Genomic DNA, 25531 nt, shown 5'->3' on the forward strand with positions numbered 1-25531 from the left:
AATGGATATCAGTTTAAAAAAATTCGGATTATTCGTTAACAAATCCTTCTCATTCAAACAAATAACCATTTTTTACGGAGGAAACGAATCCGGAAAAACCACGATATTTGATGCAATCGTTTCTTCTTTAATTAAAGTTAGTGGAACGACCGTTTATGGAAAAAAAGTAAATGCCCGTTACCAAAAAGACAAGTCGGTTCAGTCTTCCATTCCTTCTTACTCCCTATCGGCTCCCAGTTTCCTGCATACTTATGCCATTCGGGAAGGAAATGTTCAGTTCAATCTGGATGAAGATAAAAACAAAAACGAAGTGATCCAAGTCATTCAAAATTCCTTATTTGATACCGGATTCGATCCTAAGAAACTTAAAGAAAGATGTCTGGAATTTTCCGAAAAAACGGGAAACAGAAGAGCAGCTAAAAATTACAAATCACTCAAAGAATCTTTGGACAAAGCGGGAGCTGATTTTTTTAAAACGGACCAGGAAAGAATGAATAGTCTAAAAGAGTGGTCCTCCATTCCCGATTTGGAAATCAAAAAACAAAATCTGGAAGTAGAATTGAAAAAGATAGAGGAGTCTTTGCTGCAAACAAATGCACGTTATGAGATTTTGGAAAAAAAAGAAACCCTTTCTACTTTGGACAAATTGTACGCATCCATTCTGCTTTGGGAAGATAAATTCAAAAACATCTCCTATCTGAAAAAACTTTTGGAATCCAATTCTGAAACTGCGCTTACTTCCTCCGAAAAAAAATCCACCGAGCTTTCTTTTGAAATCAAATCTTTGAAAAATGCATCCGAAGAAAAGGAAAAAAAGATTACTTCCCTTTCTTTGGAAAAACAGGAAGCGGATAAGAAGTTTAATTCTCTATCCGCTTTTGAATCGATGGCTCGCAGTTTTGAAAAACGGTTGGATGAAATTTTGTCCGCAACGATTGTAAAAACAGAGATTGTTTGGCAGATTCCTTATATTGTCGCCTCCATTTCCGTTTCTCTTATCGGTTTTATTACGAGTATTCTTTCGGCGAATAACGGGTTCTCCGTTACTCCTTTGTTCATCGGCGGGTTACTACTTGTTTTGACAGGAGGACTTGTATTTCTTCTTTTCGGTAAAAAAACAAATATAAAAAAAGATGAAGAGTCTTTGAATGCTCACGTTAAATATTTATCGGAAGATATGATCCTTCAGACAAAGGAAACGATTCGACCGATTCTTGCTACAAAGGATGGAATCAGAGAAGCTTTGAAAGATTATTTTTCTCATTTGGAATCGGAACGAAGACAAACTCAAATGAAAGAGGATTCTTTGGTTTCCGAAAAAAATCTTTTAACGGATATTTCGAAAAAAATCCGCAAGCTACAGGAAGAATGGGAAGAAACAAAAACGACAGTGGACGAGATTTTAAAAAAATCCAATTCCACTTCCATAGAGGAATATAAAGAAAAAATCAGATCGGCTAAGTCGATTTTGACGGAATTTTCGGATTTGGATTCGCATCTTCTTCAAATTGCGAAAGAATACCAAACGAAATCCATTGAAGAATTAAAACTGAGAACAAAAGATAAATTGGATCATTATGAAAAAGAAAACATCCCTAAGGATTTTTCTTCAGATGAAAAAAATGAAAAATCAAATCTGAAGCTGACAATTGAATCTAAAAAAAAGGAAAAAGATGCAAAGTCCAAAGAAGTTCATGAACTCCAATATTCCTTAGCTAGTTTGGTTGCCACTTCTACGGAAAGATTGAATCGGATTTTGAAAGAATGGGAAAAATCATCGACTGACTTAGATAAGGTGAAGAAAGATTTTGATGATGCGGAATTGAATTTCGCCGCTTATCAAAATCTGGCAAAAGTATTTGGAGATATGGATGCGAATTCCGGCAATCAGATGCAAGTTTTGATTGAGTCATTAGGAAAAAGGTGGAACCAACTTCTTTCGGGAAATGAACTTAAAAAATTGGAATGGGATGATATTTCCAAAAAACCTTCCAGCTTTGATAAAAGAAACGAATTGAGGGAATTCGAAAATCTATCTACAGGCACTCAGGAATTATTATCTTTTGCACTTCGTTTGGAGTATGCGAAAAGAATGTCCGGTGAAGAGAAGATACCTTGGATTTTACTAGATGAACCTTTTCGGCATATGGATGAAACCAGAACCGGTTCCGCAGTGAATTATTGTTTGGATTTTTTAGGGAAGGAAGAATGGAACGGAGTGTTTTTTACATTCGATTCAAATCTTGTAAAAATGATCCGAGAGAATGCAAAGTCCAAAAACTTGGATTGCATTCTCCATGAATTAACTTAGATTAGTTTTTTTGCTTCTGCCAGCACTGTTTCGTAGTTTGGCTCGCTTCCTATTTCGGGAACGAGCTCTACGTGGCGGATTACATCCGATTTGTCTACAACAAAGACAGCCCGCGCAGATAGTCCCGTCAATGGGCCGGTTCCGATATGTGTTCCGTAGTTTTTGGAGAAAGAAAAATTTCTAAACTGGGATCCTGTGATAAAGTTCGGAGATGAAATTCCTTCTGTCGCACAAAATCGTTTCATTGCAAAAGGAAGATCACCTGACACAATTAAGGTGGTAATTGCGGATTCTTTTGCTACTTTTTCGTTGAATTTTTTTGCTTCGATGGCACAGACCGATGTGTCCAAACTTGGGACTGCTACAAAGATCTTTACTTTGCCTGCAAAATCTTTTAAAGAAATCTCACTCAAATCTTGAGTGGTGACATGAAAGTCGGGAGCTTTGTCTCCTGCTTTCGGAAGATTTCCTTCCAGTGAAATGGGATTGCCTTTTAATGTTACGGATGCCATGATTATTCCTTTTCGGTTGTTTGTAATTAGACGGTTTTTCCAAAAATAGAGAATTTAAAAATCATTGCATCATTTTTTCGACAGCTGAAATGGCTTCCTTCAATTCTCCGGACCGAATATAAAAAGAGAGTTCTTTTGTAGATTTCCATTCTTCCTCGGAAAAATCAGGATATAGTGCAGGTAAGATGGATTTTTCTTCTTCGCTTAAATTTCCGTCAAAACAGGAGCCGATCAGAAATAAACGAAACGCAAATTTCATTTCGAATGGACTGCATTGGGATAATGTTTTTTGAAATTCAACGAGTTTATCCAGATCCTTTAAGTTTGAATTCAATTGAAAGCATTTAACAAGCTTTAGGAGAATAAATTCGAAATTCGGATGAAATGTTTTTGTAAATACGATTGAATTTGCAATCGCTTGAAGACAGGCTAATTTTCCATTTTCGGAAAGGTTCGCGGAAACGGTATTTGTTTCAATAATGATTCGTTCCGCGATCTTTCTTGTGATGACTCTCATTCTTAGTTCTTTTAAAATCAGGAAAGTGACGTAAGCATCCCAAAAGCCCGTAATTGGTGCGGAAACATATTCAATATAAAGTCGCAAGGAACTTCTTCCTATCACTGCCTTTAACGCAAATTTTGCGATCATGTTGGAAAGAACCACTTTGATCTTGTAAAGCAATGTTTTCAAAGCCAAAGTCCTGCGATTTAATCTTTGATAAGGATCAATTCCGAATAACCTGAGTTCGGGGTCAGGGATTTCGAGAGCGATCCGTGCCAGCATTCCCGGGATCGGAGTTACAAGTTCCGGTTCGTCTTCCAATTCTATATTTGCCAGTTCCGCTATCCGGAAAGATTCATATAACCCCAGTTTGAATAACAAATAAAATTCGATGACTGTGAAAAACAGAATTAATAATAAAACATAGATTATATGAATGATTTTCGATTCTAATTCGGATTCATTCGGTAGGGGGAGTAAAAAACTGGCATATACAAATAAAAACGAAGGCAAAAATCCAATTAGAAAAGACAGGAAACTTCCCCGCCAAATGATCCGATTCGAACTTTGCCGAAAGTTCAATTGGTCATCGGATTTTTTGCCCCTTTGTTTTTCTGCGAAGGAAAATAAAACCGTTCTTCCCCATTTTTCCAACAGACCGGGAGAATGAATTTTCTTTTGATTTTCCATAAGGGACTATATGGATTTTCGGGAAATGGGATTGCAAAGTGGATACATTTACTGAACTTCAAAGGCTTTTGCCGGGTTCAAAAGTAAAAAGGCGAACTTATCTGAAAAAAAAAGAGCGGATTCAGAGACGAAGTTGCGGGAAATCCGGTACTGTGTTAGGCGGTTGTTTGCAGCCCACGATCCTCACCCCCCAACCCTACACAGGGCGGGGGCTTTCACCACCCGCGCGCAACTTATGTCGCATTACCCTCGTATCTCCCGGATCATCTCTTTCGGGATCATTGGTACGTCCCCTGGGCCGACTAGAGGAAGATACACCAAAAATCTGGTTGAACCTGAGCCGGATTCCAGTTCGATCCTTCCTTTGTGTTTTTCGATGATTCCTTTTACAATTCCCAATCCGAGTCCTGTTCCTTCTCCTTGGTCTTTTGTGGTAAAGAAAGGATCCCAAATTTTGTCTTTGATGTCATTGGAAATTCCGCATCCGTTGTCTTCAAAGCCGACTAACACATAATCTTCGCCTATCCTTCGTGTGGAGATCGTGAGCCGGGGTTTTTCCGTTTTCTTCATAGCATGAAGCGCGTTTGTGATCAGGTTGGTCCAGACTTGATTCAGTTCGTCGATATTGCATTTGATGAGTGGTAATTTTTCATATCTACGATCGATTTCCACACCTTGTTTGATCTGACTTTGAACGATGATTAAAGTGTTTTCTATACCTTCATGAAGATCGGCTTCCGCATAAGAAGATTGGCCTAAGTGCGAATAATACTTAAGCGCTTTTACGATTCTTACCACATTGCGTATGGCATATTTGATATTTTTTACATTGCGATGAAGTCCGGCACTATTTCGCAGAATCTCATACACTTCTTTTCCACCTTCATTCCATATGGAAATCAATTCAGGTTCCAAATGTACGATGGAGTTTTCAATCAGAAAGGTGGCAAGTTCCGAAGCGTCTTGTTCCGGCAAACCCTTCTCGATAAACTTGTGTTTGGTTTCTTTTTTTAATTTGAATTTATCTTTGGGATCGATTTTTCCTTTCGATTCTTCCCGAATCAGACAATAAAGCACATCCATGTATTTTTTCAAAAGATCTGGGCTTTGAATCAGTTTGGTGAGATCCGCCAAATGAGAAAAAATATAAATCAAATTGGATTCCAGATTTTCAGCCCCACCGTTGATTACGCCAGCGGGAGTATTGATTTCGTGCGCAATTCCCGCAACCATTACACCGAGAGAAGCCATCTTTTCCGACTGAACCAAATGTGCTTGCGCTTCTTCCAACTCTTTTGTTCTTTCTCTGACTTTGGCTTCCAATGTTTCCGTAAGATGAACTAACTGTTGATAAATCATGGAATTGGACAATGACATGAGAGAAACGGAAAGAATTTCCAAAATTGTTTCAATTTCAGAAAGTCCATAACTATGTTTTTTTGTGTTTTTGCCCAATAGTATAAAACCTACCAGACTACTCTTCATTGCCAAAGTGGCAACTAACACGGAATTTGTTCTATCGAAGAAACTGAGAGCGGCGTTTTTGATTTTCGCATGATTCGGAGTTTTCTCATTTTCGAAATTTTCTTTTAAATGAATTCCTTCCCGGTCGGAAAGCCATAGCAAGAAGGGGTCATATACGGGAAGTGAGGAAAGAATATTCGAATTGGTTCCGTCGGGGTAGGGTCTTGGCCGAAAATTCCCTTCCTTTTCATCCCAAGTATAAACCAAAACGAATTCTGCAGGGATTTTTGCCGCAAGAAAGTTGGCGATCGTTTGGCTGATGATATCGGGATCATTATGAGAAATCAGATCTTCTTTAAATTTTTCGAGTGCAAATAGATTTTGTACCAGTTCATCCCGTTTCTTCGGTCCTTTCTCATCTTCCTTTGGAATTTGCGGACTGACATTGGCGGGGATTTCCGCAGTTTCTGATTTTTTCCCACTGAGAAAAAATCGAAAGATGGCTTGTATCTTCATGATGGTTCCTGATAACTTGAAAGAAGAACCTCACTCTACTAGGAATTCATCTTTGGGTAAAGAACAATTTACAATCGCACGCATCTTCGGAGCCTACTATGAGTTATACTCAAAGGACAGATTGTATGTTCGCGCCGTTCTCAAAGGCAAATTGAGATTGAAGAGCACGGAGGATAGACATCCGTTTGTAGTAGGGGATCTTGTAACCGCCGAGTCCGGTTACGGAGAAGAATGGATCATTCTTGAAAAAGAAGAAAGATCGAACTATCTTACCCGTCGAAGCGAACATGGAGACAACCACGTCCTGTGTGCAAATCTCGATCAAGTGGCAATACTAGCTTCCTATAAAGATCCGGAAACGAAAGATGGATTCATTGATAGATTGTTAGTTGCTTGTTATCATACTAAAATCAAACCTCTTATCATTTTTACAAAATCCGATTTGGTCGACCCGTCTCTGAAAAAGGAAAAGGAAGATTTTTATTCCAATTTGGGTTATGAGGTGATGAGTGTTTCCATCGAAGATGAAAATACTTTTCCTGTTTTATGGAAAGTTCTTCAAGGAAAGAAAACCTTCCTTTGCGGAAACTCAGGCGTCGGCAAATCCACCTTGCTGAACCAACTAACAAAGAAAAGTGTTCAAAAGGTTCAGAAAACGAATGAAGTCAGCGGTTCCACCAAAAAAGGAAAACACACCACCACAAACTCTCTTGCCGTGTTTTTAGAAGAAGATACGGTGATTATCGATTCTCCCGGTGTGAAAGAATGGGGAATACTTCATTTATCCAAGCAGGAGCTTTTGGAAAGTTTTCCCGAACTTTCTTCCGCAAAGGAACAGTGTTCTTCGCAGTATTGTTGCGATTTGGGTCCTGAGTGCAATATGGTTCGTTTTATGGAGAATGGCCTATTGGAATCACGCAAAAAAAGCCTTGAATCCATGTTCGAAAGTTTGGATAAACCCCATCGTGTGACCAGAAGGGACCATTGGTCCCAGGCGATTACAAAAAGATATTAGGTAAAAGAGTTGCAAGGCTCTCAGTTGTTTATTAAAATTAGGATGTTCTTTCGTTAGAGGAGGCGCTATGAAACTCATTCTTTCCCCCCAAAAATCCACTCTGGTCTTCGTGGCAATTTTTGCCATATTCAGTCTTTTTTGTCAAAAGGATTCCAAGACTTCCAATGTTACAACCGAACCGGAGTCTCCGGTCGAACGTGCTGCTGCTTTTGCATTTATCAAAGGTGATGTGATTGTATTGCGGGAAGGTGCGCAAATAAAACCGATCTTAGGTGATGTTTTGGCTGCAACCGATACCGTAGTAACAGGCGCAAACGGTGCAGCGGAAATTCTACTGGGAGAAGACGGCGTTTTGAAACTGGCCAAAAATACTTCTCTCAGTATTAATTCGGCTTTGAAAGGCCACGCGGAAGAACGCAATACCGAGGTGAATCTACAATACGGAAAATTGGTAACTGTTCTCAAGAAGGAACGTAAATCCGAATCCTTCCACGTAGTTACACCGACTTCGATTGCGGGTGTTAGAGGGACTTCCTTTTTGACCAGCGTGGAAAATCCAAGTTCAAAACCGGGATCGGTTCCGTGCAATGCGAACAACTGTGTTGTTAAATACGCAGTTCTGGACGGAGCGATCGCAATTCGAAAATCAAACTCTGAAAACGAATTGGTTTTGGATAAACAAAAAGAAGCTACCGTCGGATCCGATTCCAAGCTGAGTGAAAAACTTGTAAAACCTTTGGATTCCCAATCACTCGGAGAATTGAAAGAGATGCTCGTTTTTGAAAATACCAAGATGTTGGAATTCGAATCATTAGCCAATGAATTAAGATCCAATAACGAAGTACTGAAACAAATGGATGTAGGATCTTCTCTTGACGAAGTGGAAACTTCCGTTCGTAGAAAAGAAGCAACTAGAAATAAATCGGATGAAGTGATCACTACTGCAAAATCCGTAGAAGAATCCAAATACATCCAAAAAGATGTACAAAAAGATTCATTGAAATTACCAGCCAAAGAAGGTTTCGATAAGACTAGATGAGATTTATTTTAATAGCGGTATTCGCTTTTGTTTTCCAGGCCTGTGCTTCCGTTTCGCAAATTGAGACTTTAAATTCTTCAATCTCGAAACCGGTCTTCCGGAGCACGGAGCCTGGGCTTTCCGAACCAAACCCTTCCGGTAGAGACTACCGGGAAAGATTACTGATCAAACAGATTCCCCACTTTGCGATTGTTTGGCGGGAGCTTTCTCCCGATGTCAATCGGGAAGAAATCAATTTGTTGGAAGAGCGGGTTATATCTTCTCATTCTTCTTTCGGGAAATATATTTCCATTGACCCTTCTAAGATCGGGGACGGTGAGGTTTTGAAAGCAAAGGATATTGATGTGATTCTTGAATTGCAATTTTCATCCAACAAAGATGAAATTTCAGTCAATGTTCAATACAAAGATCCGGTTCTTTCGCAAAACTTCGGATCAACCTTTTACAGCTATCATCAGATTCACGATGAAAATAAAATCTCATCGAAAGATCAAAGAAAGACTTTGGAAATCTTTCAGGCAAAAAACAAATTGGTTCCTCTCCTTCCTGCAGTTTCTTCCTACTTATCCGAAGTTTCCGCTCCAGCAAATGATGAGATCCAAAAAATCCTGGAATCCAGTTTACGTGGAAAAGTTTCCGTTTTTTCGTCTTCTCCCGGCACTTCAATCATGTTGGATGGCAAAGAAATAGGCAAAGCTCCTCTGATCGATTATTCCATGTTAAATGGGAAACACCAACTTTCCTTTTCCAAACCGGGAAAAGATCCTATTTTCCGTTCTATTTTGGTTCGGGCGGGAAAAACCAGTCGCGTATTCCAGGAATGGAGTGATGATATTTCACAAGGAACTGTTCTATTGTCCAGTTTCCCGACGGGCTTGGATATTTTAGTATCCGGCCAGAAAAAGGGAAAAACCCAATACGCCGAGTCCGGCGTTCCTTACGGAAGTTATAGCGTACAATTCGTACGTACAAAAGAAAATAATAATTACGAATATGCAAGTTCGGAAATTTCAATCCGCCCCAAATCCATCGCAAGCCTCGCGCTTCCCATCGCTTTGGAAGAAGGTGCAGGTTGGGAAGCGGAAGAGTTCTGGGAAACATCCGGCGGCTCACCTCATTTTGTTGCCTCCTTCCCGGGCCAACTTTTATTCCAAAAAAAACAGGATCTACCCAAAGGATGGTATGGAGTTTTTTCAGAAGACATCATTCCCGATCGTGTGGAATCCAGCATCAAATTGGGACTTGCCGGCGAGTTAGGTGGAAAATTAGGAATCTATCTTACGGACAAAGAGGGTCATTCCATTCTTGTCGTTGTGGATAAAACCGATTTCCATTTGGTTAATTTTGCCAAAGACGAAAAAGAATCTCTTGTCAAATCTTCCTACCGTTGGAAATCGGAAGACGTTGAAAAGGGACGGGTTTTCCGTTGGGAAACAGATCCCGAAAAACAGTTGTTACGCGTTTATCTGGGGAATTCCCTGATTCAGGAAAAACCTTGGAATTTCAAATCTCTTTGGCGTATTGCCATCCTTACTCCTTCGGATTCCTTCCTTTCCGGAAATCCTGTGCGGGGTGTTAAAATTCATTATCCCGATATGGTGAAATTTGAGGAGAAAATCAAAAAATGAAAAACCCTCTCCTGTCTTTATTTATTGTTAGCTCTATTTTTTTATGGAACTGTCAATCCCGTGATTTTCGATCCGTTTCCGTAAGTGACAAGCTGGCGGATAAAGCAACCACTGTATCCGATAAGGAAAATCTGGAAGCTGCGAGATTGATCCTGGCGGAAGGGAATAACGATTTCCAAAAAGGCAAATTCGAAGAAGCAATCGCACATGCAAACGAAGCCAATGGAAAGTATGAAACTGTGGAAGCTTATTCGTTGCTAGGTGCCTCCAGATACCAATTGGGAGAATATGCGGAGTCCAAAGAAGCATATTCATTGGGTGAAAGATTGGATCCCAAAAATGAAAAATTACTCATCGGTTTGGGAACGGTTCAGTCTACTTTGGGTGAAAATGAAGATGCCACAGTCACCTATCAAAAGCTAGTTGATATTAAACCGGACGAACCTGTTTATAAATACAAGGTGGGGACTTTACTCAAATCGCAGAAAAAATACCAAGAGAGCTATGTTACTTTAAAACCTTTGGAAGAAAATAAGGATTTTCCTTACCCGGTCGAACTACTCAATCAATTGGGTGATGTTTGTTTGGAACTGAAGAAATACGACGAGGCGGAAAGTTATTTTGCCAAGGCGGAAGCGCTTCAACCGGATCTAAAATCCGCAGGACTCGCCAAACAATCTACAAAGATAGCATCTTTAATCCAAAAAGGAAATGATGCCATCTCCAAAAAACAATATGATCTGGCCATTTCCGAATATAAAAAGGCAGCCGACTTACAACCATCAAACGCTTCTCTCTGGACATTTTTGGGAAATGCTTATTTCTTAAAAACTTCGTATACCGATTCCGAAACCAGCTTTCGAAAAGCATTGTCGTTGCAAGACAGTCTTGCGGCTGCTTATCTCGGTTTAACCAATGTTCAAATCCGTAAAAAAAGTTTTTCCGAATGTTTGAAAACAACGGACATTGCTCTCAAAAAATCTCCACGAAATGCTGAATTGAAAAACAAACAAGGGATTTGCGAGTGGAAATGGGGCCAAACTCAGAAAGCCACTCTTAGTTTTCAGGACGCTTCCGTTTGGGACAAAAATTTCTTCGAACCGAAGTTAAACCTGGCATATGTACTTCTAGACCAAGGTAGGAACGCGGAAGCGATTGAAGTTTTGAAAAAAGCGGAATCGCACCCGCATGCCAATAAGGAAGACCTTAAGAAGGCTCTCTCGATTGCGGAAGCACAGTTGTTTATCGCCAATGGGGATCAATTTTTAAGACAAGGAAAAAAGAAACAGGCTTTGGAAGAATATGGCCGCGCACTTGGTCGTTCTCCTAAAGACCCTTCTCCGCATAATGCGTTCGGTCGCGCCTATTTCGTGTTTGGCGACTATAAAAAATCCGAATCTTCCTATCAGGAAGCTTTGCGCAACGATCCTGAGAATTTAGGTTCCGTTCAAGGGCTTGCGCGTTTGTACGCTAAAACAGGCGAATCTAAAAAAGAGAAAGAATACATCAAACGTTTGGAAAAACTTTCCGCAGATGATCCGTTCGCAGCCATCACACTCGGTAGGATTGCGGAGGATGCCGGTAAATACGAAGAGGCGGAGTCCACTTACCTCGGTTTGAAGAAAAAATTTCCCGACAATGAAGCTCTGAACTACCGCCTTGCAAGTCTCTATTACAAAAGGGCAGTCGAAGAAAACGAAAAAGAAAATTATTCGAAAGCTTCCGACTACATTCTAAAATCCAAAAAGTATTCCAAGGACATTCCGGAAGTAGTCCAAACGGAAAAGACGATTCAGGAGAACGCGCGTTTTGCGGAGATTCTTCCCTGGGTAGCGGAAGCCAATCGCCTTTATGATAAGAAAAAGTACGATGAAGCGATCGTGCCTTACCAAAAAGCTTATAATAAAATCCAAAAACCTTCTCTTCTTGTGAAAATTGCGGAATGTTATATGGCTAAGGGCGAGGAAGAAAAAGGAATCGCCATTCTGGAAAAAGCCGCAAAGGAAAACAAAGACAATGCATCTTCTTTTAAAGAAGGAATCTATGCATTCTTTTACAAAAAAGGCGAAACTTCCAAAGCTGAGGACGGATTTAACAATCTTTTGCGGGAAAAGCCCGATTCGTTTTACAGCTATTATATGTTAGGTCTGATTGCAATGAAAAAAAAGGAATACGAACCTTCCATTTCTCAATTGGACAAGTCGATTTTACTGAATGGAAATTTTGCTCCGGCAAATGTGGCAAAAGGACTTAGCTTATACAAACTGGGTCAAACCGAACCTGCCAAAAAAGAATTTGAAAAAGCACGTGTGAAAGATACCAACTTTTCCTTGTCTTCCTATAATTTGGCGATTGCATATTTTAACGAAGATTTGGTGAAAGAATCCAAAGCATTGCTTGAAGACTTAAAAAAGAATAACCCTGACTTTACCGACGGCGAATTACAACTAGCTTATATCTATTTCAAAGAGAATCGGTTGGATGATGCGGAAAAATCGGTTCTTTCCGTTTTAAAAGAAGAGAAATCGGCGGAAGCATTGTATGCACATTGGAGGATTTTGGATGCTAAATACAAACAAGATCCCGATGATAAAATCCGTTCCAAACGTAGCCAGGTTCAAAATCAAATTTGGAAAGAATATCCGGAAACAAAATACGCACGACTTCTTCCTACACAAGATATGGACGATGCACCGTTTGTTGTAACCGATTTGACTTTGGGCGGAACGGTAGTGGGGAATCCGATTCTTTATCCCAACAGGGTGATTGTAAATTACGGAACTGCTCTTGCCGGTTTGGATCGAAATACAAAAGAGCCTGTTTGGAAACTTTCCACTCCGGATACATTTGTTTATCTTGTTCCCAGCACACAGTTGTTAGCATTCAGAAGCGGGGTAATACAAAAAATCTATCCTGACACTGGGAAAAAAGGTATAACTCTTCCTTTACCGAATACTTATCCGATTTTACAAGCTGATCTAGGCGGCGATTCCATTCTTGTTTTGAATGAAAATCCTAAAGATAAAGAAAGGATTCTTTCTATTTTGGATTGGAACGGAAATAAAAAATCAGAGCTAAAATGGAAGGATTTGAATTCATTTGCTGTTACCAAATCGGGAAATTTGATGATCCTCAGAGAAAACAAAAAAGAGTTTTTGTTTTCTTCCACCTCTCTTTCCAATCTGAATTCGAATCCTCCGACAGCATCTTTACTCAAAAAGGATTCTAGTGATAAGGCCGGATTTTTAGGGTGTGTAACAAACTCCTGTTTGGTGAAGGTGGGAAATCAAATCTTTGAAATTGATTCCAAATCGAAACTGGGAGCACTTCCGAATGTGGGAAGTATTCGTGGATTTTACGAAACGGAAGACACTGTTCATATCAAAACGGAAGAAAAGATATTTGTCTGGAAGTCGGGTTTGAAATGGGCCGATTCTTATGCGAGCGACGCTGAATTCCGTTTCCCTGTAGGGGAACATATCGTGGAACCGAAATCCAAAGAACTCACTGTCAGCACCGACGGTAAAAAGAAATCCGTTCCTTGGAAATCGGAGAAAGACGGAAAACGTCTGACAACGATTACACTTAAATGAGGGATTTATACCTTGTTTCTTTCTAAATAATAGATTTGTTTTCCCTCGTTTCTTTTTTCCGTTTCGAAAAAAGATCGGGGGAACTCCGGTCGACTGAAAGAATATTCTTCCATCCCTTCCCAATTGAATTTGCTTGTTTTACGAAACAGAGAGATACATTTTCTGGCGTATGGACCGTAATCAGTTGCAAACAAAAGACGCCCGTTTGGTGCCAAAAGGGAATGAACTTCTTCTAAGAATTTCGGCTTCATCACTCTGTTTTTATGATGTTTTCTTTTCGGCCAGGGATCGGGGAAATTGATCAAAACAGTTTCAAACATTTCTTTTTCCAATAGCTCCGAAAAAAACCATTGGAAGTTGACCGTCATATAACGGATATTTTCCAAACCCAATTCTTTCCGTTTTTCTTCCGTAGCGATCACTCGGTCAATTTTCCGTTCCATTAATAGAAAGCCCGTAGTCGGATTTTCTTTTGCAAGTTCGATTGCTACTTCCCCCCAACCTGAACCCAGTTCTAGCCAGTAGTTTTTTATGTGGTCAGGGAAACATTTTTTTATGTCGATTTTTTTCCCCCACTCTTTAGGTTGCAGGAGATAGTCTGAAGAATAGGACGTTCGTAAGGTGAACTTCCATAGCTTTTGACGAATTTCAGGATTTACTAACAAGGAACTTACCACTTTCTACCGATATTTGAGTTTAGAATACAAGTTCTGAAAACAATCTTCACAGGAAACAAAGATTTCCCAAAGGAATGGAATGAAAATTACTCTTTTTGGTGTTCGAGGCTCGTTACCGACTCCTGTCGGGAAACGGGAACAGCAGGATAAACTGCTGAAGATCTTAAGACAAGCCAAAGCCGAGTGGACCAAAAATCCAAATGGTTTTTCCGAAGAGAAATTTCTGGAATCCCTTCCCATCCCCTTGGAACAAGACTTAGGTGGAAATACTACTTGTGTTTATCTGGAAGGAGAATCGGGAGAAAAGGTTATTTTCGACATGGGAACCGGGATCCGCGTCTTGGGAAACCTTCTTGCTCCTGTTGCATTCAACGGACAACCACTCGATATTAATATACTTGTGTCTCACACTCATTGGGATCATATCCAAGGTTGGCCTTTTTTTAAGCCGGCCTATTCACCTACTACCAATATTCATTTTTATTCTGCGATTGAAAACCTGGAAGAAAGACTTATCCGCCAACAACACCCTGAAAATTTTCCGATTACTTTCAACCAGATGGCTTCTAAAAAAGAATTTCATCTTTGGAAAGAATTTCAATCCTATGCGCTTGGGAATTTGAAAGTGATCCCTTTCGGACTCCGGCACCCCGGCAGTTGTTTGGGATACCGCGTTCGGGAAGGGGAAAAGAAATTTTTATTTTGTACCGATGTGGAATACAGAGAAGAGGACCGAAGCCAACTTTTGGAATTGAAACCTCATATTGCGGGTGCCGACTTGCTTGTGATTGATGCGCAGTATAGCACTGCTGAGGCGGAAAAGAAAATCGGTTGGGGACATACCGCTGTTCGACAAGCAGTCGAGTTTGCAGAGATGATGGAAATCAAATCGGTAGTACTCACTCATCACGAGCCCGATCATGAAGATACGGAAGTGGTTCGAATCATTTTAGAAGAGGGAAAACCTTCCAATCCTAAAAATATTTCGATCCATATCGCAAGAGAAGGAATGAGTTTTCATTTATAGATTTTTCTATGCCCAAGGTATTCGAAACCAATGGTTATAAGTTTTTCTTTTTTTCTAATGAAGGCAATCCTAGGGAACCAATTCACATTCATGTCAGAAAGGGAGAAAAATTGGCCAAGTTTTGGATTAAACCGATTGTCGCGCTTGAAGATAACTATGGTTTTAATTCAAAAGAATTAAATTGGATTGAAAATGAGATTGAAAGTAAGTTAGTATTGATTCAAGGTAAATGGAATGATTTCTTCGGTATCTGAAGCTAAAGCTCAAAAAATCTGGTTCGATGAAAATAATCTTTGGATCTCTTTATTTGATGGAAGAACATTATCCGTTCCTCTTGCTTATTTCCCTCGACTTCGCAAAGCGAATTCCGAACAACTTCATAAATTTGAAATTAGTGGCGGAGGAGTTGGACTGCATTGGGACGATTTGGATGAGGATATCAGTGTCCCGGGGCTTCTTCTTGGGAATGGCGATCTTTCACAACATCAAAAAAATCTTTAGTTAGATTCTTCCCTGGCCAAGCTGTACAATTCACTTCTCGTCCTGTTTCGGAATGGATTTAATACGGCCTTACATATGTTTGTTTTTCTATTTCTTGATAAAACGTCTGTGCAAATTTCCTATCTGTGCTGCGTTTTTTTCCCGTATGCCCGCCTTCTCGGCAAAATCCGGCCACTTAGATACTGTTTCCTCTACCGCTTTTATGATGGTACGGGGACGTTTTATATCTGCAAACTTAGCCGCTTCCAGTAAATCATCCAACGTGAAATGTTCGCGTTTTCCGTTGCACGACATCTGGTGTTGTTCTATAAATTGATTTCCCGGTTTATAACTAAAACAAATGTCGTAAGCAGGAGACAACTGCCAATTGCCATCTCCGAACATTAGGAAAGCATGGTTTTTGGTATGATCATCCTGATTGCGACTGCAAATATTGAATACCATACGGCGATACATTTCGGTCAGTGTATCTTGGCCTAGGCCCAAGTCCCGAATTGTCTGGAACAATCTTTCGTATCCATAACTACCCGGTGGATCACGATCGGCATGAACCATTCCTGCGAAAGTTAAAACATGCACTTTATCGTTGCCATTGACCCGATCGAACCGTTTTGTCATAAAGTGTGCTTTCTTTCCGTCTTTCAATAATCGACATTCCATCATATTGATTCCCGATTCATATGCCATCTCACTGTAAGCGAATTCAATTCGACCGATTTGGGTGCTGGTTGCATGTTCTTCATTTTCCATTTCATCGAACTTAATCAACCAGTGTTCGTAACCTTTTGGAACATTGGTTTGACCTGATAAAACATCTTTGGTCTTATTATTGATTGCTATAATCGCTTTTGCTTTTGCACCTCCGGCACTTGTGCCGACCGTAATAAGCGAATCTATCCCTTCATCCACCAAACTGGTATTTGCCGATATACGTTCATTCAATACTGCTTTAGCTACTTCGACCAAATCACTTACTTGTATGGGAATGGGTTTGTTTAATTTTCTGGTTTCCAAATCGGGCTCATATTCCAGTGCTCCCATTCCACGGGTTCCCACGTAACACAGTCGTTCCAATGGGTTCATATCCTCAAGCTTACGGCCATGTTTCGCCAGATAGGCATCTAACAACCGATTGCCGAATTTTTCCGGCAGACTATCGGCTATGACACCCGGTAGTCCTTTGAATGTTTTTGTATTTTTCAGTTCCGGGTATTGGAAAATTCGGGAGGAAAGAGGTAACATGAGAGGACTGATTTCATAACGACGGGACCGGATAAAGTCAGGGTCATATTCAAATAAAGCGAGTCCCCGGTTTTTATCCCAAACCAATCCTCCTATCCTCTCTCCCCATAAATTGACGGCAACAGGTTGTTCCATTATGATTTGCGCCGCCCCATCACTCTACTCATTGGTCTTTTGGATTCGAGTGACTCCTGGTTACCGGATTTTCTTTTTTTGGCAAGTTGCTCGATGGGGGATTGTATCGGTGCATCTAGAAGTGGCAGTAGCCAGTCAGTGAAGCCGAGCACGCGTGTAAGTCGAATCAATGTGGATAATTTCATATCGTTACCGGAGAGCGCGGCACTGATTGTATTTCGGTTCAAGTCGGCCAATCTGGCGAGATCTTGTTTGTCCTGTTTTGTTTGCTTCGCTCTTTTTTCAAGATTTTCGGCGATCGTTTGTAGCAGGGTTTCTATAGGTGCGTTACGGTTTGTTTGCATAGTTTGGTAGGCATATATTCAATTTTATTGTGAATATGCCTAGTATAGCAGGCATAAATAGTTAGTCAAACACTTACTTTATGCCTGGTAAACTAGGCATATCTTCTGTTTTATCTTAAATATGCATAGTTTAATGGGCATATTTTGGTTAATTCTAATTCAACATCTTTCATTGATTGATCAGATAATACGAATGAGTTCCTTTGCCTTTGCCGGACCAGGCCGCACAATTCACTTCCAGTTCTGTTTCGGAATGAATTTGATACGGTTTTGCGAAGAAGAGTTGGATAAAAAACCGTAACACCGCGGAGATATTTTCCAAAGCACTCATGCTTGCTATATTTTTTGTCCTGATCACATCCACATAACAAGAATCAGACTCTCCGAAATACAATCTTTCTTTTTTGGGTAAAGTGTAACCGGAAACGGGTTCCGTTTCTTCATTGATAATCTCTGATTTTGAAACGGTTCCTTCCAGGATCAGGTTTCCTTTTTTGGAAAGTACGGCAATCTTTCGAAAAAACCCACCGGGGATCTTTTCGTTTCCGATAAAGCCACCCGCAAAAATACGAGTTCCATCCTTTGTGATCGTTCGAACGATTTCCCATTTATTGGAATACTTATGCACTTCGTAATTGGTCAGCAGGTGTTCCATTCCACCTATCCCTTCCACCGCTTCTGCATTTCCATTGTGAATGATTGTTCCTTTTACTTTTACGAAAGAGAGAGGAATGTCCGCTTGAACAAATCGCCCATCCTCTGTTAGGTTTAGCCTCCCACCTGAGATGGCTACTCCCGTTCTTTGGTTGGGAAAAAAATCCAAATCAATCGTCCATTCGGGAAAAACCATATGAATGGAATATTTTCCATCCTTATAATCCATCCAGTTTTCTCCACTTTGTTGGAAGAACTGTCCCTTTTTCATTTCAAACTCATCTTGACCGAACTCTCTGGTAGAATAATAAAGAGGTTCGTTTTCATGTTTGATGATGGCACTGATTCCGTTGTTCTTTGTGCCCGGTCCGAAATTGCTGACCAAAAAAGTAGCAAACAGTTTGTAGGATGTATTTTGTAAGGAAAAATTCCAAGCTTGCAAGTAACCTTCTTCCGGATAAATTTGAGTTCGAAAATCGGAAGGAATTCCCAATCGGGCCAAATTGGTTCCGTCCGCATCCAATCGCCAACAAATCAGAAAAAGAAAACAGAGCCTGGAGAGCTTTTGCATGGGGCAAAACTCTCATTTTGATTTGGACTTTGCTAGTTTTTTTTCATTTTTAAGTAAGCAAGTGCTCCTCTTTTGTTGGTTCCGTATTTTGAGAAAACAAATCCCCCATGCTTGTGATGGAAAAAACCGGGTGATCCGAATTTCCGATCAAAACCATCCTGGATCTTTCTTCCGAAATCCCGTCGATATGGATCCAGGTATGGGGAGAAAAACTGCCTTCCGTAATGCAGGCTGAAACATAGTATTCATAATCCCCAATTTTTGATAAAAAGACTCTGATCTTTGCAGCAGGGCTTTCTACCAATGCCTGGCGGAACTTTTGTAATTTTGTATTTTGGATGTTGCAGACTTCGTAATAATGATTCAAAACCCTCAGGATATGTTGGAATTCCTCTTTTCGGCTTGTGAGCTCCCTCCAAAGAACGGTTTTCTCTTCGTGCATGTCTTTTACCTCATTTCAGAGGGGTAAAGAACTCTACCGATTGGCTCCCGAATTCGATTCTCACTTGAAAAAAAGTTTCCGTTCATAATCATGAACGAAACGGACATGCTGACTCATATTTTAGAAATATTTTGGATCGAGAAGCTTCGTTTTACCCAGTACACAATTAATAAAATCGCAAAAATCCCTGACTCGGAGTATGAGTTTTCTTCCGCCGACCGCCCCAAATCGATTGCCTGGGCAGTGGAACAAATGGTTGCATTTGATCGCAACTTTGCTTTCTATCTTCCTCTCTCTTTAAGGTTCGGGGCATTGTTTTCCTTCCCTCCTTATAAGGAATTGGATGTGGAAAAGGATGTGGAAGACATTCGGGATAAATTCACTCCTCCTGCATTTCCGCTTCATTTTTTAGATATTTCTATTGATTCCGCAAAATTATTAAATATAACAAATGTCAATGTCTCCAAGGAAAAATTGGTCAAGGACTGGCGACTAACTTTGATTAGGATTGAAGAGAGGCTCGCGGGTCTTTCCGAAAAAGAAGCGTTTAAAAAAAGATACGCCTCTCTTTCGGGGATTCATACTTTGCCCGGCGCAATCAACAATTCCACCGAGTTTTGTCATTTTCTTTGGAACAAACACGCAGCACCTTTTCTAGAATCATGATCGTAAGCGAAATTATAAATCAATAACAGCTATTAGGAGAGTTACATGGGAAAAATTAAAGTAAAAACACCGCTTGTCGAATTAGACGGTGACGAAATGACAAGAATCATCTGGAAAGAAATCAAAGAAAGATTCATCCACCCTTATTTAGATATCACACTTGAATATTACGACCTTGGCGTTGAATACCGGGACAAGACGGATGACCAAGTAACTGTCGATTCTGCAAATGCGATCAAAAAACACGGAGTAGGTGTTAAATGCGCGACCATTACTCCCAACGCAGACAGAGTAAAAGAATACAGCCTGAAACAAGAATGGAAATCACCTAACGGAACCATTCGTGCGATTCTGGACGGAACCGTCTTTAGAAAACCGATTATAATCAATAACATTCCGGCTGCAGTAAACTCTTGGAAAAAGCCGATCGCAATCGGTCGTCACGCTTACGGTGATATTTACCGTGATGTGGAAATGATCATAGACGGACCTGGTAAAGTGGAATTGATTTATACCGATGCTTCCGGAAAAGAAAAACAAAGATTGGTAGTGAATGAATACAAAGGACCTGGAGTTGCGCTTGCTATGCACAACCTGGACAAGTCCATCGAATCTTTTGCACTTGCTTGTTTCAATTATGCTCTTTCCGAAAAGATCAGCATCTGGTTTGCTACAAAAGACACCATCTCTAAAAAATACCATGCACGTTTCCGCGAAATCTTTGATGATCTTGCAGCAAAAAAAGACGCAGAAATGAAAGCTGCCGGCATCACTTACAATTATTTCCTAATTGATGATGCAGTGGCGCAAATCATGAAAAACGAAGGCGGTCAACTCTGGGCACTCATGAACTATGACGGTGACGTGATGTCCGATATGGTTGCTTCCGGATTCGGATCTTTGGGACTTATGACTTCCGTTCTTGTTTCTCCGGATGGAAAATACGAATACGAAGCGGCTCATGGAACTGTGACTCGTCACTATCGTAAATACCAAAAAGGGGAGACTACTTCTACCAACTCCGTTGCATCTATTTTTGCTTGGACTGGTGCTCTTGCAAAAAGAGGCGAGTTAGACGGAACCCCTGACGTAGTCAACTTTGCAGTGAAATTGGAAGAGTCCATCATTGAGACGATCGAAGGCGGAGAGATGACAAAAGATTTACTCTCTCTTTCGACTGCGGCTAAAAAAACAGAATTGGATACTTTCCAATTTATGGAAGCCGTTCAAAAAAGACTCGATTCTAAATTGAAATAAGAAACTTTTTCCCTACCTCTTGTTCCCTTGAGGTAGGGTACCTTCCTTTATAGGCTTTGGCAGTCTTGATTGCCGATCATGCGAAAATCCGGTCCAATGGGCAATTTGTTTTGAATCATCTGGAGGAAATATGAAGCCTTTCGCTTTAATCTTTGATAATCCTTATCGTGTATTCATCGGTGTATCTGCCGCAAAAAACGTGTTAGATGGCGTGTGCGAATTAATTATAGATAAAAAATAATACAGACAGAGTTCAATGTACAATCGATTTTTAGACTGGTTTATGGAAGAAAGCCGAAACGCTAAATCCGCTTCTTCCTATTTTAATTCATTTATTGAGTTTTTGATTCGGGAAGATTTCCGGATCATACGTGCGAGCATGGGAACGAGAACGGTGCATCCTCAGGTAGAAACAGTCACTTACCTTTGGGTCCCGAATGACAAATTGGCTATTTTTGACAATCTGGTAGGGGACCTTGCCGTTTCTTCACAGGTATTTACTTTTGGAATCGGCTCTCTCAAGGAAATCCGTTTCAAGCAAGGTACTTCCCGAACAGAGCCGTTCAAACTCAGCCCGATTTATCGTGTCTTACAATCTCAGAGAACTTACGTGTTTTCTTTTTTGGATTATCAGGAAGAACCTTTGCCTTATCCCATCCTGGAAGATTTGAAAGAGCATAAAGCAACTGGATACATAGCAATACCCGTGATAGAGGCTAGAAATCCGGTTGCATTTAAAAGTTTTGTGACGGATCATCCGGAGGGATTTACCCCTGAGAAGATCGCCTTTTTGGAAAAGGCAAGCAATGTAATGTATGTTAAATGGTCTAACTTTATGCGGGCGGAATTTACGGAGACCTTGCTCAGCGTTTACCTGGGAAAAAGGACGGGCTCTCTCGTTTATTCGGGCAAAGTTCACTTAGGAGACGTGGAAACTATGAATTCGGTCATTTGGTTTTCCGATATTCGTAATTATTCCGGACTCAGTGAGGATTTATCTCCGTCGGATATAATACACATGTTGAACGATTATTTCGGAGCCATTATCCCTTCCATTGAAAAAAACGGCGGGGAAGTTCTGAAAATGTTAGGGGATGGAATTTTAGCTGTCTTTCCTTTCGATGAAAAAAATAAGAAAAGAGTCCGAATGAAAGCTTTACTTTCTGTTCGACAGGTCTTTGATGAATTGAGAAAATTAAACCGAATTCGTATCAAAGATTCAAAGACCCCGATCCGACACGGAGTGGGACTTCATAAAGGACAGATTTTATACGGAAACATCGGGTCCAGAGAACGATTGGACTTCACAGTGATTGGAGAAGCGGTCAATCTTGCGAGCCGCATTGCAGGGATGTGCGGAGAGTTGAAGAAAGCCGTTCTCGCTTCCGAAGAATTTGTAAGTGATGCGAATATCCGATGGGAAGACATCGGCGAACATAAGTTAAAAGGAATAGCTATCCCGAAGCGGATTTTTGCGATTTCGGAAGAACCGAAAAGAATGTAATATTTATATGAATAGTAGTATCCTTACAAATATTTTAGAGTCGATCGATGCTCTTGTCTATGTGTCCGATATGGGCTCAGGGAAAATATTATTTGTAAATGAATATGGAAAATCCATTTGGGGAAATATCCCTTCCGAACTGGGAGAAAGCGAAGAAATAAAACCAAATTCAATCTCTACGCTTTTTACCTGGAATGCATCGATCTTAGGTTCGGAAACTGTTTCTTCCAGAAGTGAACCTTATGAACGTCAATTCGGTCCTGAAGGTCAATTTTACGAATGCCATGATACTGTGATCCATTGGGGTTCGGGCAAGGCACGACTCACTTGTGCGATCAATATACATGACAGAAGAGAACAGGAAAAACTGTATAAGACCGTTTTTCAGGCAGTGTCCGATTCTATTTTTATCTTAAGAGTGGAAGAGGACAGTGTATTTCGTTTTTTAGGAACCAATCCTGCTTTTCAAAATGAATGGCAATTGCACCAATCCAAAATTTTCGGCAAAACGATACATGAAGTTTTTTCTTCCGAAGTCGCAAATCATTTGTTATTGCAATGCAAACAATCCTTGGAAGAAAAAAAACTGATTCAGTTCGAATTGGAACATAGAATCACTGGAATTTTAAAAACATGGTCTGTCAAGATAACGCCTGTTATCGATGAATTCGGGGAAATCTCTCTTTTGATCGGCGTAGCCGATGACATTTCGGAAAGAATCCGTTCCGAAAAAGCCATCAAACAATCGCAAGATGATCTTAAAGAAGCAAATCAAAGGCTTTTGATTGCGATCGATCATTCCAATAAGATGGCGGATACGGCAAGGGAAGCAAGCGCTGCCAAAAGCGAATTTCTCGCCAATATGAGCCATGAAATCCGTACTCCGATGAATGGAATCATAGGAATGACCCATCTTCTTTTGGAAACCGGCCTCACTCAGGAACAGAGAAAATATTCCCAGTTAGTGAAGACAAGTGCAGAGTCCTTATTATCTTTGTTAAACGATATTTTGGATTTCTCCAAAATAGAAGCGAAAAAACTGGAATTGGAATACACTACCTTCCAGGTAGATAAAACAATCGAAGAAGTACTTTTCTTATTTCAACAGAAAACAATTGAAAAGATGATTTCTTTGAATTACGAATCCAATCTGGCCGAAGGAGAGAGTTTTCTAGGAGATCCAAGCAGGCTCAGACAAATTCTAATCAATTTGATCGGCAATGCGGTAAAGTTCACGAGAGACGGAGGAGTGACTATTACCGTTGAAAAGAAAGAGACTGTGGAGAACCGAACAAAGATATTGTTTTCCATCCAGGACACCGGGATCGGGATTCCTTCCCATGCGATTGACCAATTGTTTTCCCCTTTCCATCAAGTGGAGACTTCCACCACAAGAAAGTTTGGCGGAACTGGACTAGGCCTTGCCATTGCAAAACAACTTTCGGAACTCATGGGTGGAACGATCGGAGTTGCAAGTGAATTGGGAAAAGGTTCTACATTTTGGTTTACTTGCGTATTTGAAAATAATGTATCTCGTTTGGACTCGAATGATTCGAACGCCGAATCTAAATCTCCCAACCAATCCAAAAATGTACGTTTCCAGGGTAAAAAAGTTCTGGTAGCGGAAGACAATCCTACAAACCAAATCGTAGCTTTGGGTTTATTGAGAAAAATCGGAATAGAAGCGAAACTTGTAAACAATGGTAAAGAAGTATTGGAAGAATTATCCAAAAATAGGTACAACTTGGTTTTGATGGACTGTCAAATGCCGGAGATGGACGGGTTTGAAGCGACGGCTAGAATCCGTTCTCAGACTGAGGAAAATTTCCAAACGAATATTCCCATCATTGCACTTACCGCCTACGCGATGAAAGGTGATCGTGAAAAATGTATCAATGCAGGAATGAATGATTATCTTTCCAAACCGATTCAGCCAACCGAACTTGCGTTACTGATTGAAAAATGGTGTTGATCCTTAAATCCGATGGTATATGATTTTGACTCCGCCTGCTTCTCTGCCTTCGGGAGAAAAATTTTCCGCTACGATGAGGATTTGGTTTTCGTCGATTTTTTGAATCGTTGTTTTCCAACCCCATTTGGAATCGGAAGAAGGATCTTCGTAATGGCCTAAAAAGGAAATCTCAGTATCGGAATGTGTCCCTTGCGAAAACATAATGGCGGTTCCCATTCCGAAGCTTTCGATCCATGCGGATTCGAATTTTTTACGATCTATATGATATCCGTAAATAGCGATTCCTTCGATGGGATCGTCTCCGAAGCTACTTTTGTATTCATGCAAAATGAATCTTCCACCTAGTACAAGTTTCATGGTACCGGAAACGTCCGCTTCATTCGCAATTTTTCCCTTTTCGAATATGGTAAACATTCTTCCTTTCCACTCTCCCGCAAGAGAAGCCAGTTCTTTATGAATTCCTTCTTTTTTGGATAATTCGAATTTTTCTTTGCTCATAAGATCACACCTGTTTTTTACTGTTAGTTGAAAAGGATCACCAGGGAATTTCTTTTTTATCTCTGAAAAATTTACCTGTTGCTCCGGTCTCGGGCAATAGTGCCGCCCAAACAATCGTTTCCGCACCATGTTCGATTGTTCGTTCCGCACTTGGACCCCCCATATCTGTTCTCACCCAGCCGGGACAGACGGAATTGACTTTGATATTTCTGCCGATGGTTTCTTTCGAAACTATAATTGTTAGTGCATTGATTGCCGATTTGGAAATCCGGTAGGCAGGATAACCCGCACCCATATCCGACATTTGCCCCATCCCTGAACTAACATTGACAATGCGGCCATATTCGTTTTCTCTCATCATAGGAAGAAATAACTGACAAAGTCGAAGCGGGCCGACTAGATTGGTTTCCAGTGTTTTCGCAGTTTCTTCTCTGGTAGTTCCGCTGAAACCGTCATGATCCAGATAAACCCCCGCGTTGTTGATGAGTATGTCCAGTCTCGCGTAAGTTTTTTTGATATAATCGAACAAACTCAATACGCTTTTCTCATTGGAAACATCCAAAGGAAAAAAATCCGCCTTTCCGCCGGAGCTTATGATCTCTTGTTGCGTTAGCTTTCCTTCCGTTTTGTTTCTGGAAGTAACGATGACAAAGATTCCTTGTGCGGCAAGATCCAGTGCCACTTGTTTGCCTATCCCTCGGTTGGATCCTGTTACGAGTGCAATTTTTTCTTTCCGATTCATTTTGTCTCCGGGTTCGGATTTTTCTCAGA

Annotated in this window: 22 protein-coding genes; 12 read left to right on the forward strand and 10 right to left on the reverse strand. The window is 40.5% G+C overall.

Annotation, left to right across the window (positions count from 1 at the left end; translation table 11 throughout):
- Window position 1 precedes the first annotated feature (1 nt).
- A complete protein-coding gene (locus DI077_RS02770; protein ID WP_109020063.1) occupies window positions 2-2311 on the forward strand; it encodes an ATP-binding protein in 2310 nt (769 codons plus the stop codon).
- Here the strand turns inward: DI077_RS02770 and tpx are convergent.
- From tpx to DI077_RS02785, 3 genes are all read right to left on the reverse strand, one after another.
- Window positions 2308-2823, reverse strand: coding sequence for a thiol peroxidase (tpx, locus tag DI077_RS02775; RefSeq protein WP_109020064.1), 516 nt, complete (start codon window positions 2821-2823; stop codon window positions 2308-2310). The genes DI077_RS02770 and tpx overlap by 4 nt on opposite strands.
- Before the next feature lie 61 nt (window positions 2824-2884).
- Window positions 2885-4015, reverse strand: coding sequence for an LBF_2804 family protein (locus DI077_RS02780; RefSeq protein WP_109020065.1), 1131 nt, complete (start codon window positions 4013-4015; stop codon window positions 2885-2887).
- A 243-nt stretch (window positions 4016-4258) separates the two neighbouring features.
- Complete coding sequence (locus DI077_RS02785; protein WP_109020066.1) at window positions 4259-5995, reverse strand: ATP-binding protein; 1737 nt, start codon at window positions 5993-5995, stop codon at window positions 4259-4261.
- Window position 5996: 1 nt separating this feature from the next.
- Between DI077_RS02785 and rsgA the strand changes: the two genes are divergently transcribed.
- The 4 genes from rsgA (at window position 5997) to DI077_RS02805 (ending at window position 13270) form a co-directional block, all read left to right on the forward strand.
- A complete protein-coding gene (gene rsgA, locus DI077_RS02790) occupies window positions 5997-7010 on the forward strand; it encodes a ribosome small subunit-dependent GTPase A (RefSeq protein ID WP_167837138.1) in 1014 nt (337 codons plus the stop codon).
- Window positions 7011-7077: 67 nt separating this feature from the next.
- Complete coding sequence (locus DI077_RS02795; protein ID WP_109020067.1) at window positions 7078-8049, forward strand: FecR family protein; 972 nt, start codon at window positions 7078-7080, stop codon at window positions 8047-8049.
- Complete coding sequence (locus DI077_RS02800; RefSeq protein WP_109020068.1) at window positions 8046-9677, forward strand: LIC10124 family lipoprotein; 1632 nt, start codon at window positions 8046-8048, stop codon at window positions 9675-9677. The genes DI077_RS02795 and DI077_RS02800 overlap by 4 nt, the downstream gene beginning before the upstream one ends.
- On the forward strand, window positions 9674-13270 hold the full coding sequence (locus tag DI077_RS02805; protein WP_109020069.1) for a tetratricopeptide repeat protein: 3597 nt from the start codon (window positions 9674-9676) through the stop codon (window positions 13268-13270). The genes DI077_RS02800 and DI077_RS02805 overlap by 4 nt, the downstream gene beginning before the upstream one ends.
- Before the next feature lie 5 nt (window positions 13271-13275).
- On the opposite strand, the gene trmB is transcribed toward DI077_RS02805, so the two are convergent.
- Window positions 13276-13935 (reverse strand): tRNA (guanosine(46)-N7)-methyltransferase TrmB, encoded by a 660-nt coding sequence (trmB, locus tag DI077_RS02810; protein ID WP_109020070.1) that lies wholly within the window; start codon window positions 13933-13935, stop codon window positions 13276-13278.
- A 91-nt stretch (window positions 13936-14026) separates the two neighbouring features.
- Between trmB and DI077_RS02815 the strand changes: the two genes are divergently transcribed.
- From DI077_RS02815 to DI077_RS02825, 3 genes are read left to right on the forward strand one after another with little or no spacing between them, the layout of a single operon-like run.
- Window positions 14027-14974, forward strand: a complete 948-nt coding sequence (locus DI077_RS02815) for an MBL fold metallo-hydrolase (RefSeq protein ID WP_109020071.1) — start codon at window positions 14027-14029, stop codon at window positions 14972-14974.
- 8 nt (window positions 14975-14982) lie between these two features.
- Entirely contained in the window at window positions 14983-15228 is a 246-nt protein-coding gene (locus DI077_RS02820; protein ID WP_109020072.1) for a DUF4160 domain-containing protein, read from the forward strand.
- Complete coding sequence (locus DI077_RS02825) at window positions 15209-15475, forward strand: DUF2442 domain-containing protein (protein WP_109020073.1); 267 nt, start codon at window positions 15209-15211, stop codon at window positions 15473-15475. The genes DI077_RS02820 and DI077_RS02825 overlap by 20 nt, the downstream gene beginning before the upstream one ends.
- Window positions 15476-15562: 87 nt before the next feature.
- Here DI077_RS02825 and DI077_RS02830 read toward each other — a convergent pair whose 3' ends face one another.
- From DI077_RS02830 to DI077_RS02845, 4 genes are all read right to left on the reverse strand, one after another.
- Complete coding sequence (locus tag DI077_RS02830; protein WP_109020074.1) at window positions 15563-16852, reverse strand: type II toxin-antitoxin system HipA family toxin; 1290 nt, start codon at window positions 16850-16852, stop codon at window positions 15563-15565.
- Window positions 16852-17196: a helix-turn-helix domain-containing protein gene (locus tag DI077_RS02835; protein ID WP_109020075.1), complete on the reverse strand. Its 345-nt coding sequence runs from the start codon at window positions 17194-17196 to the stop codon at window positions 16852-16854. Before DI077_RS02835 ends, DI077_RS02830 begins: the two co-directional genes overlap by 1 nt.
- 169 nt (window positions 17197-17365) lie before the next feature.
- Window positions 17366-18421 (reverse strand): hypothetical protein, encoded by a 1056-nt coding sequence (locus DI077_RS02840; RefSeq protein ID WP_109020076.1) that lies wholly within the window; start codon window positions 18419-18421, stop codon window positions 17366-17368.
- Between the two features lie 49 nt (window positions 18422-18470).
- Entirely contained in the window at window positions 18471-18863 is a 393-nt protein-coding gene (locus DI077_RS02845) for an LIC_13246 family protein (protein WP_109020077.1), read from the reverse strand.
- Window positions 18864-18953: 90 nt separating this feature from the next.
- On the opposite strand from DI077_RS02845, the gene DI077_RS02850 reads away from it, so the two are divergent.
- The 4 genes from DI077_RS02850 to DI077_RS02865 all read left to right on the forward strand — a co-directional run bounded on the left by DI077_RS02850 (window position 18954) and on the right by DI077_RS02865 (window position 24262).
- Window positions 18954-19529, forward strand: coding sequence for a hypothetical protein (locus DI077_RS02850; protein ID WP_109020078.1), 576 nt, complete (start codon window positions 18954-18956; stop codon window positions 19527-19529).
- 45 nt (window positions 19530-19574) lie between these two features.
- Window positions 19575-20786 (forward strand): NADP-dependent isocitrate dehydrogenase, encoded by a 1212-nt coding sequence (locus DI077_RS02855; RefSeq protein WP_109020079.1) that lies wholly within the window; start codon window positions 19575-19577, stop codon window positions 20784-20786.
- 256 nt (window positions 20787-21042) lie between these two features.
- On the forward strand, window positions 21043-22290 hold the full coding sequence (locus tag DI077_RS02860; RefSeq protein WP_109020080.1) for an adenylate/guanylate cyclase domain-containing protein: 1248 nt from the start codon (window positions 21043-21045) through the stop codon (window positions 22288-22290).
- Between the two features lie 7 nt (window positions 22291-22297).
- Window positions 22298-24262 (forward strand): PAS domain-containing hybrid sensor histidine kinase/response regulator, encoded by a 1965-nt coding sequence (locus DI077_RS02865; protein WP_109020081.1) that lies wholly within the window; start codon window positions 22298-22300, stop codon window positions 24260-24262.
- Between the two features lie 3 nt (window positions 24263-24265).
- Here the strand turns inward: DI077_RS02865 and DI077_RS02870 are convergent, their stop codons facing one another.
- Complete coding sequence (locus tag DI077_RS02870) at window positions 24266-24760, reverse strand: DUF1579 domain-containing protein (protein WP_109020082.1); 495 nt, start codon at window positions 24758-24760, stop codon at window positions 24266-24268.
- A gap of 37 nt (window positions 24761-24797) precedes the next feature.
- Complete coding sequence (locus DI077_RS02875) at window positions 24798-25502, reverse strand: SDR family oxidoreductase (protein ID WP_109020083.1); 705 nt, start codon at window positions 25500-25502, stop codon at window positions 24798-24800.
- Window positions 25503-25531: the final 29 nt, after the last annotated feature.

It is taken from the genome of Leptospira kobayashii, from assembly GCF_003114835.2.
GTDB lineage: Bacteria > Spirochaetota > Leptospiria > Leptospirales > Leptospiraceae > Leptospira_A > Leptospira_A kobayashii.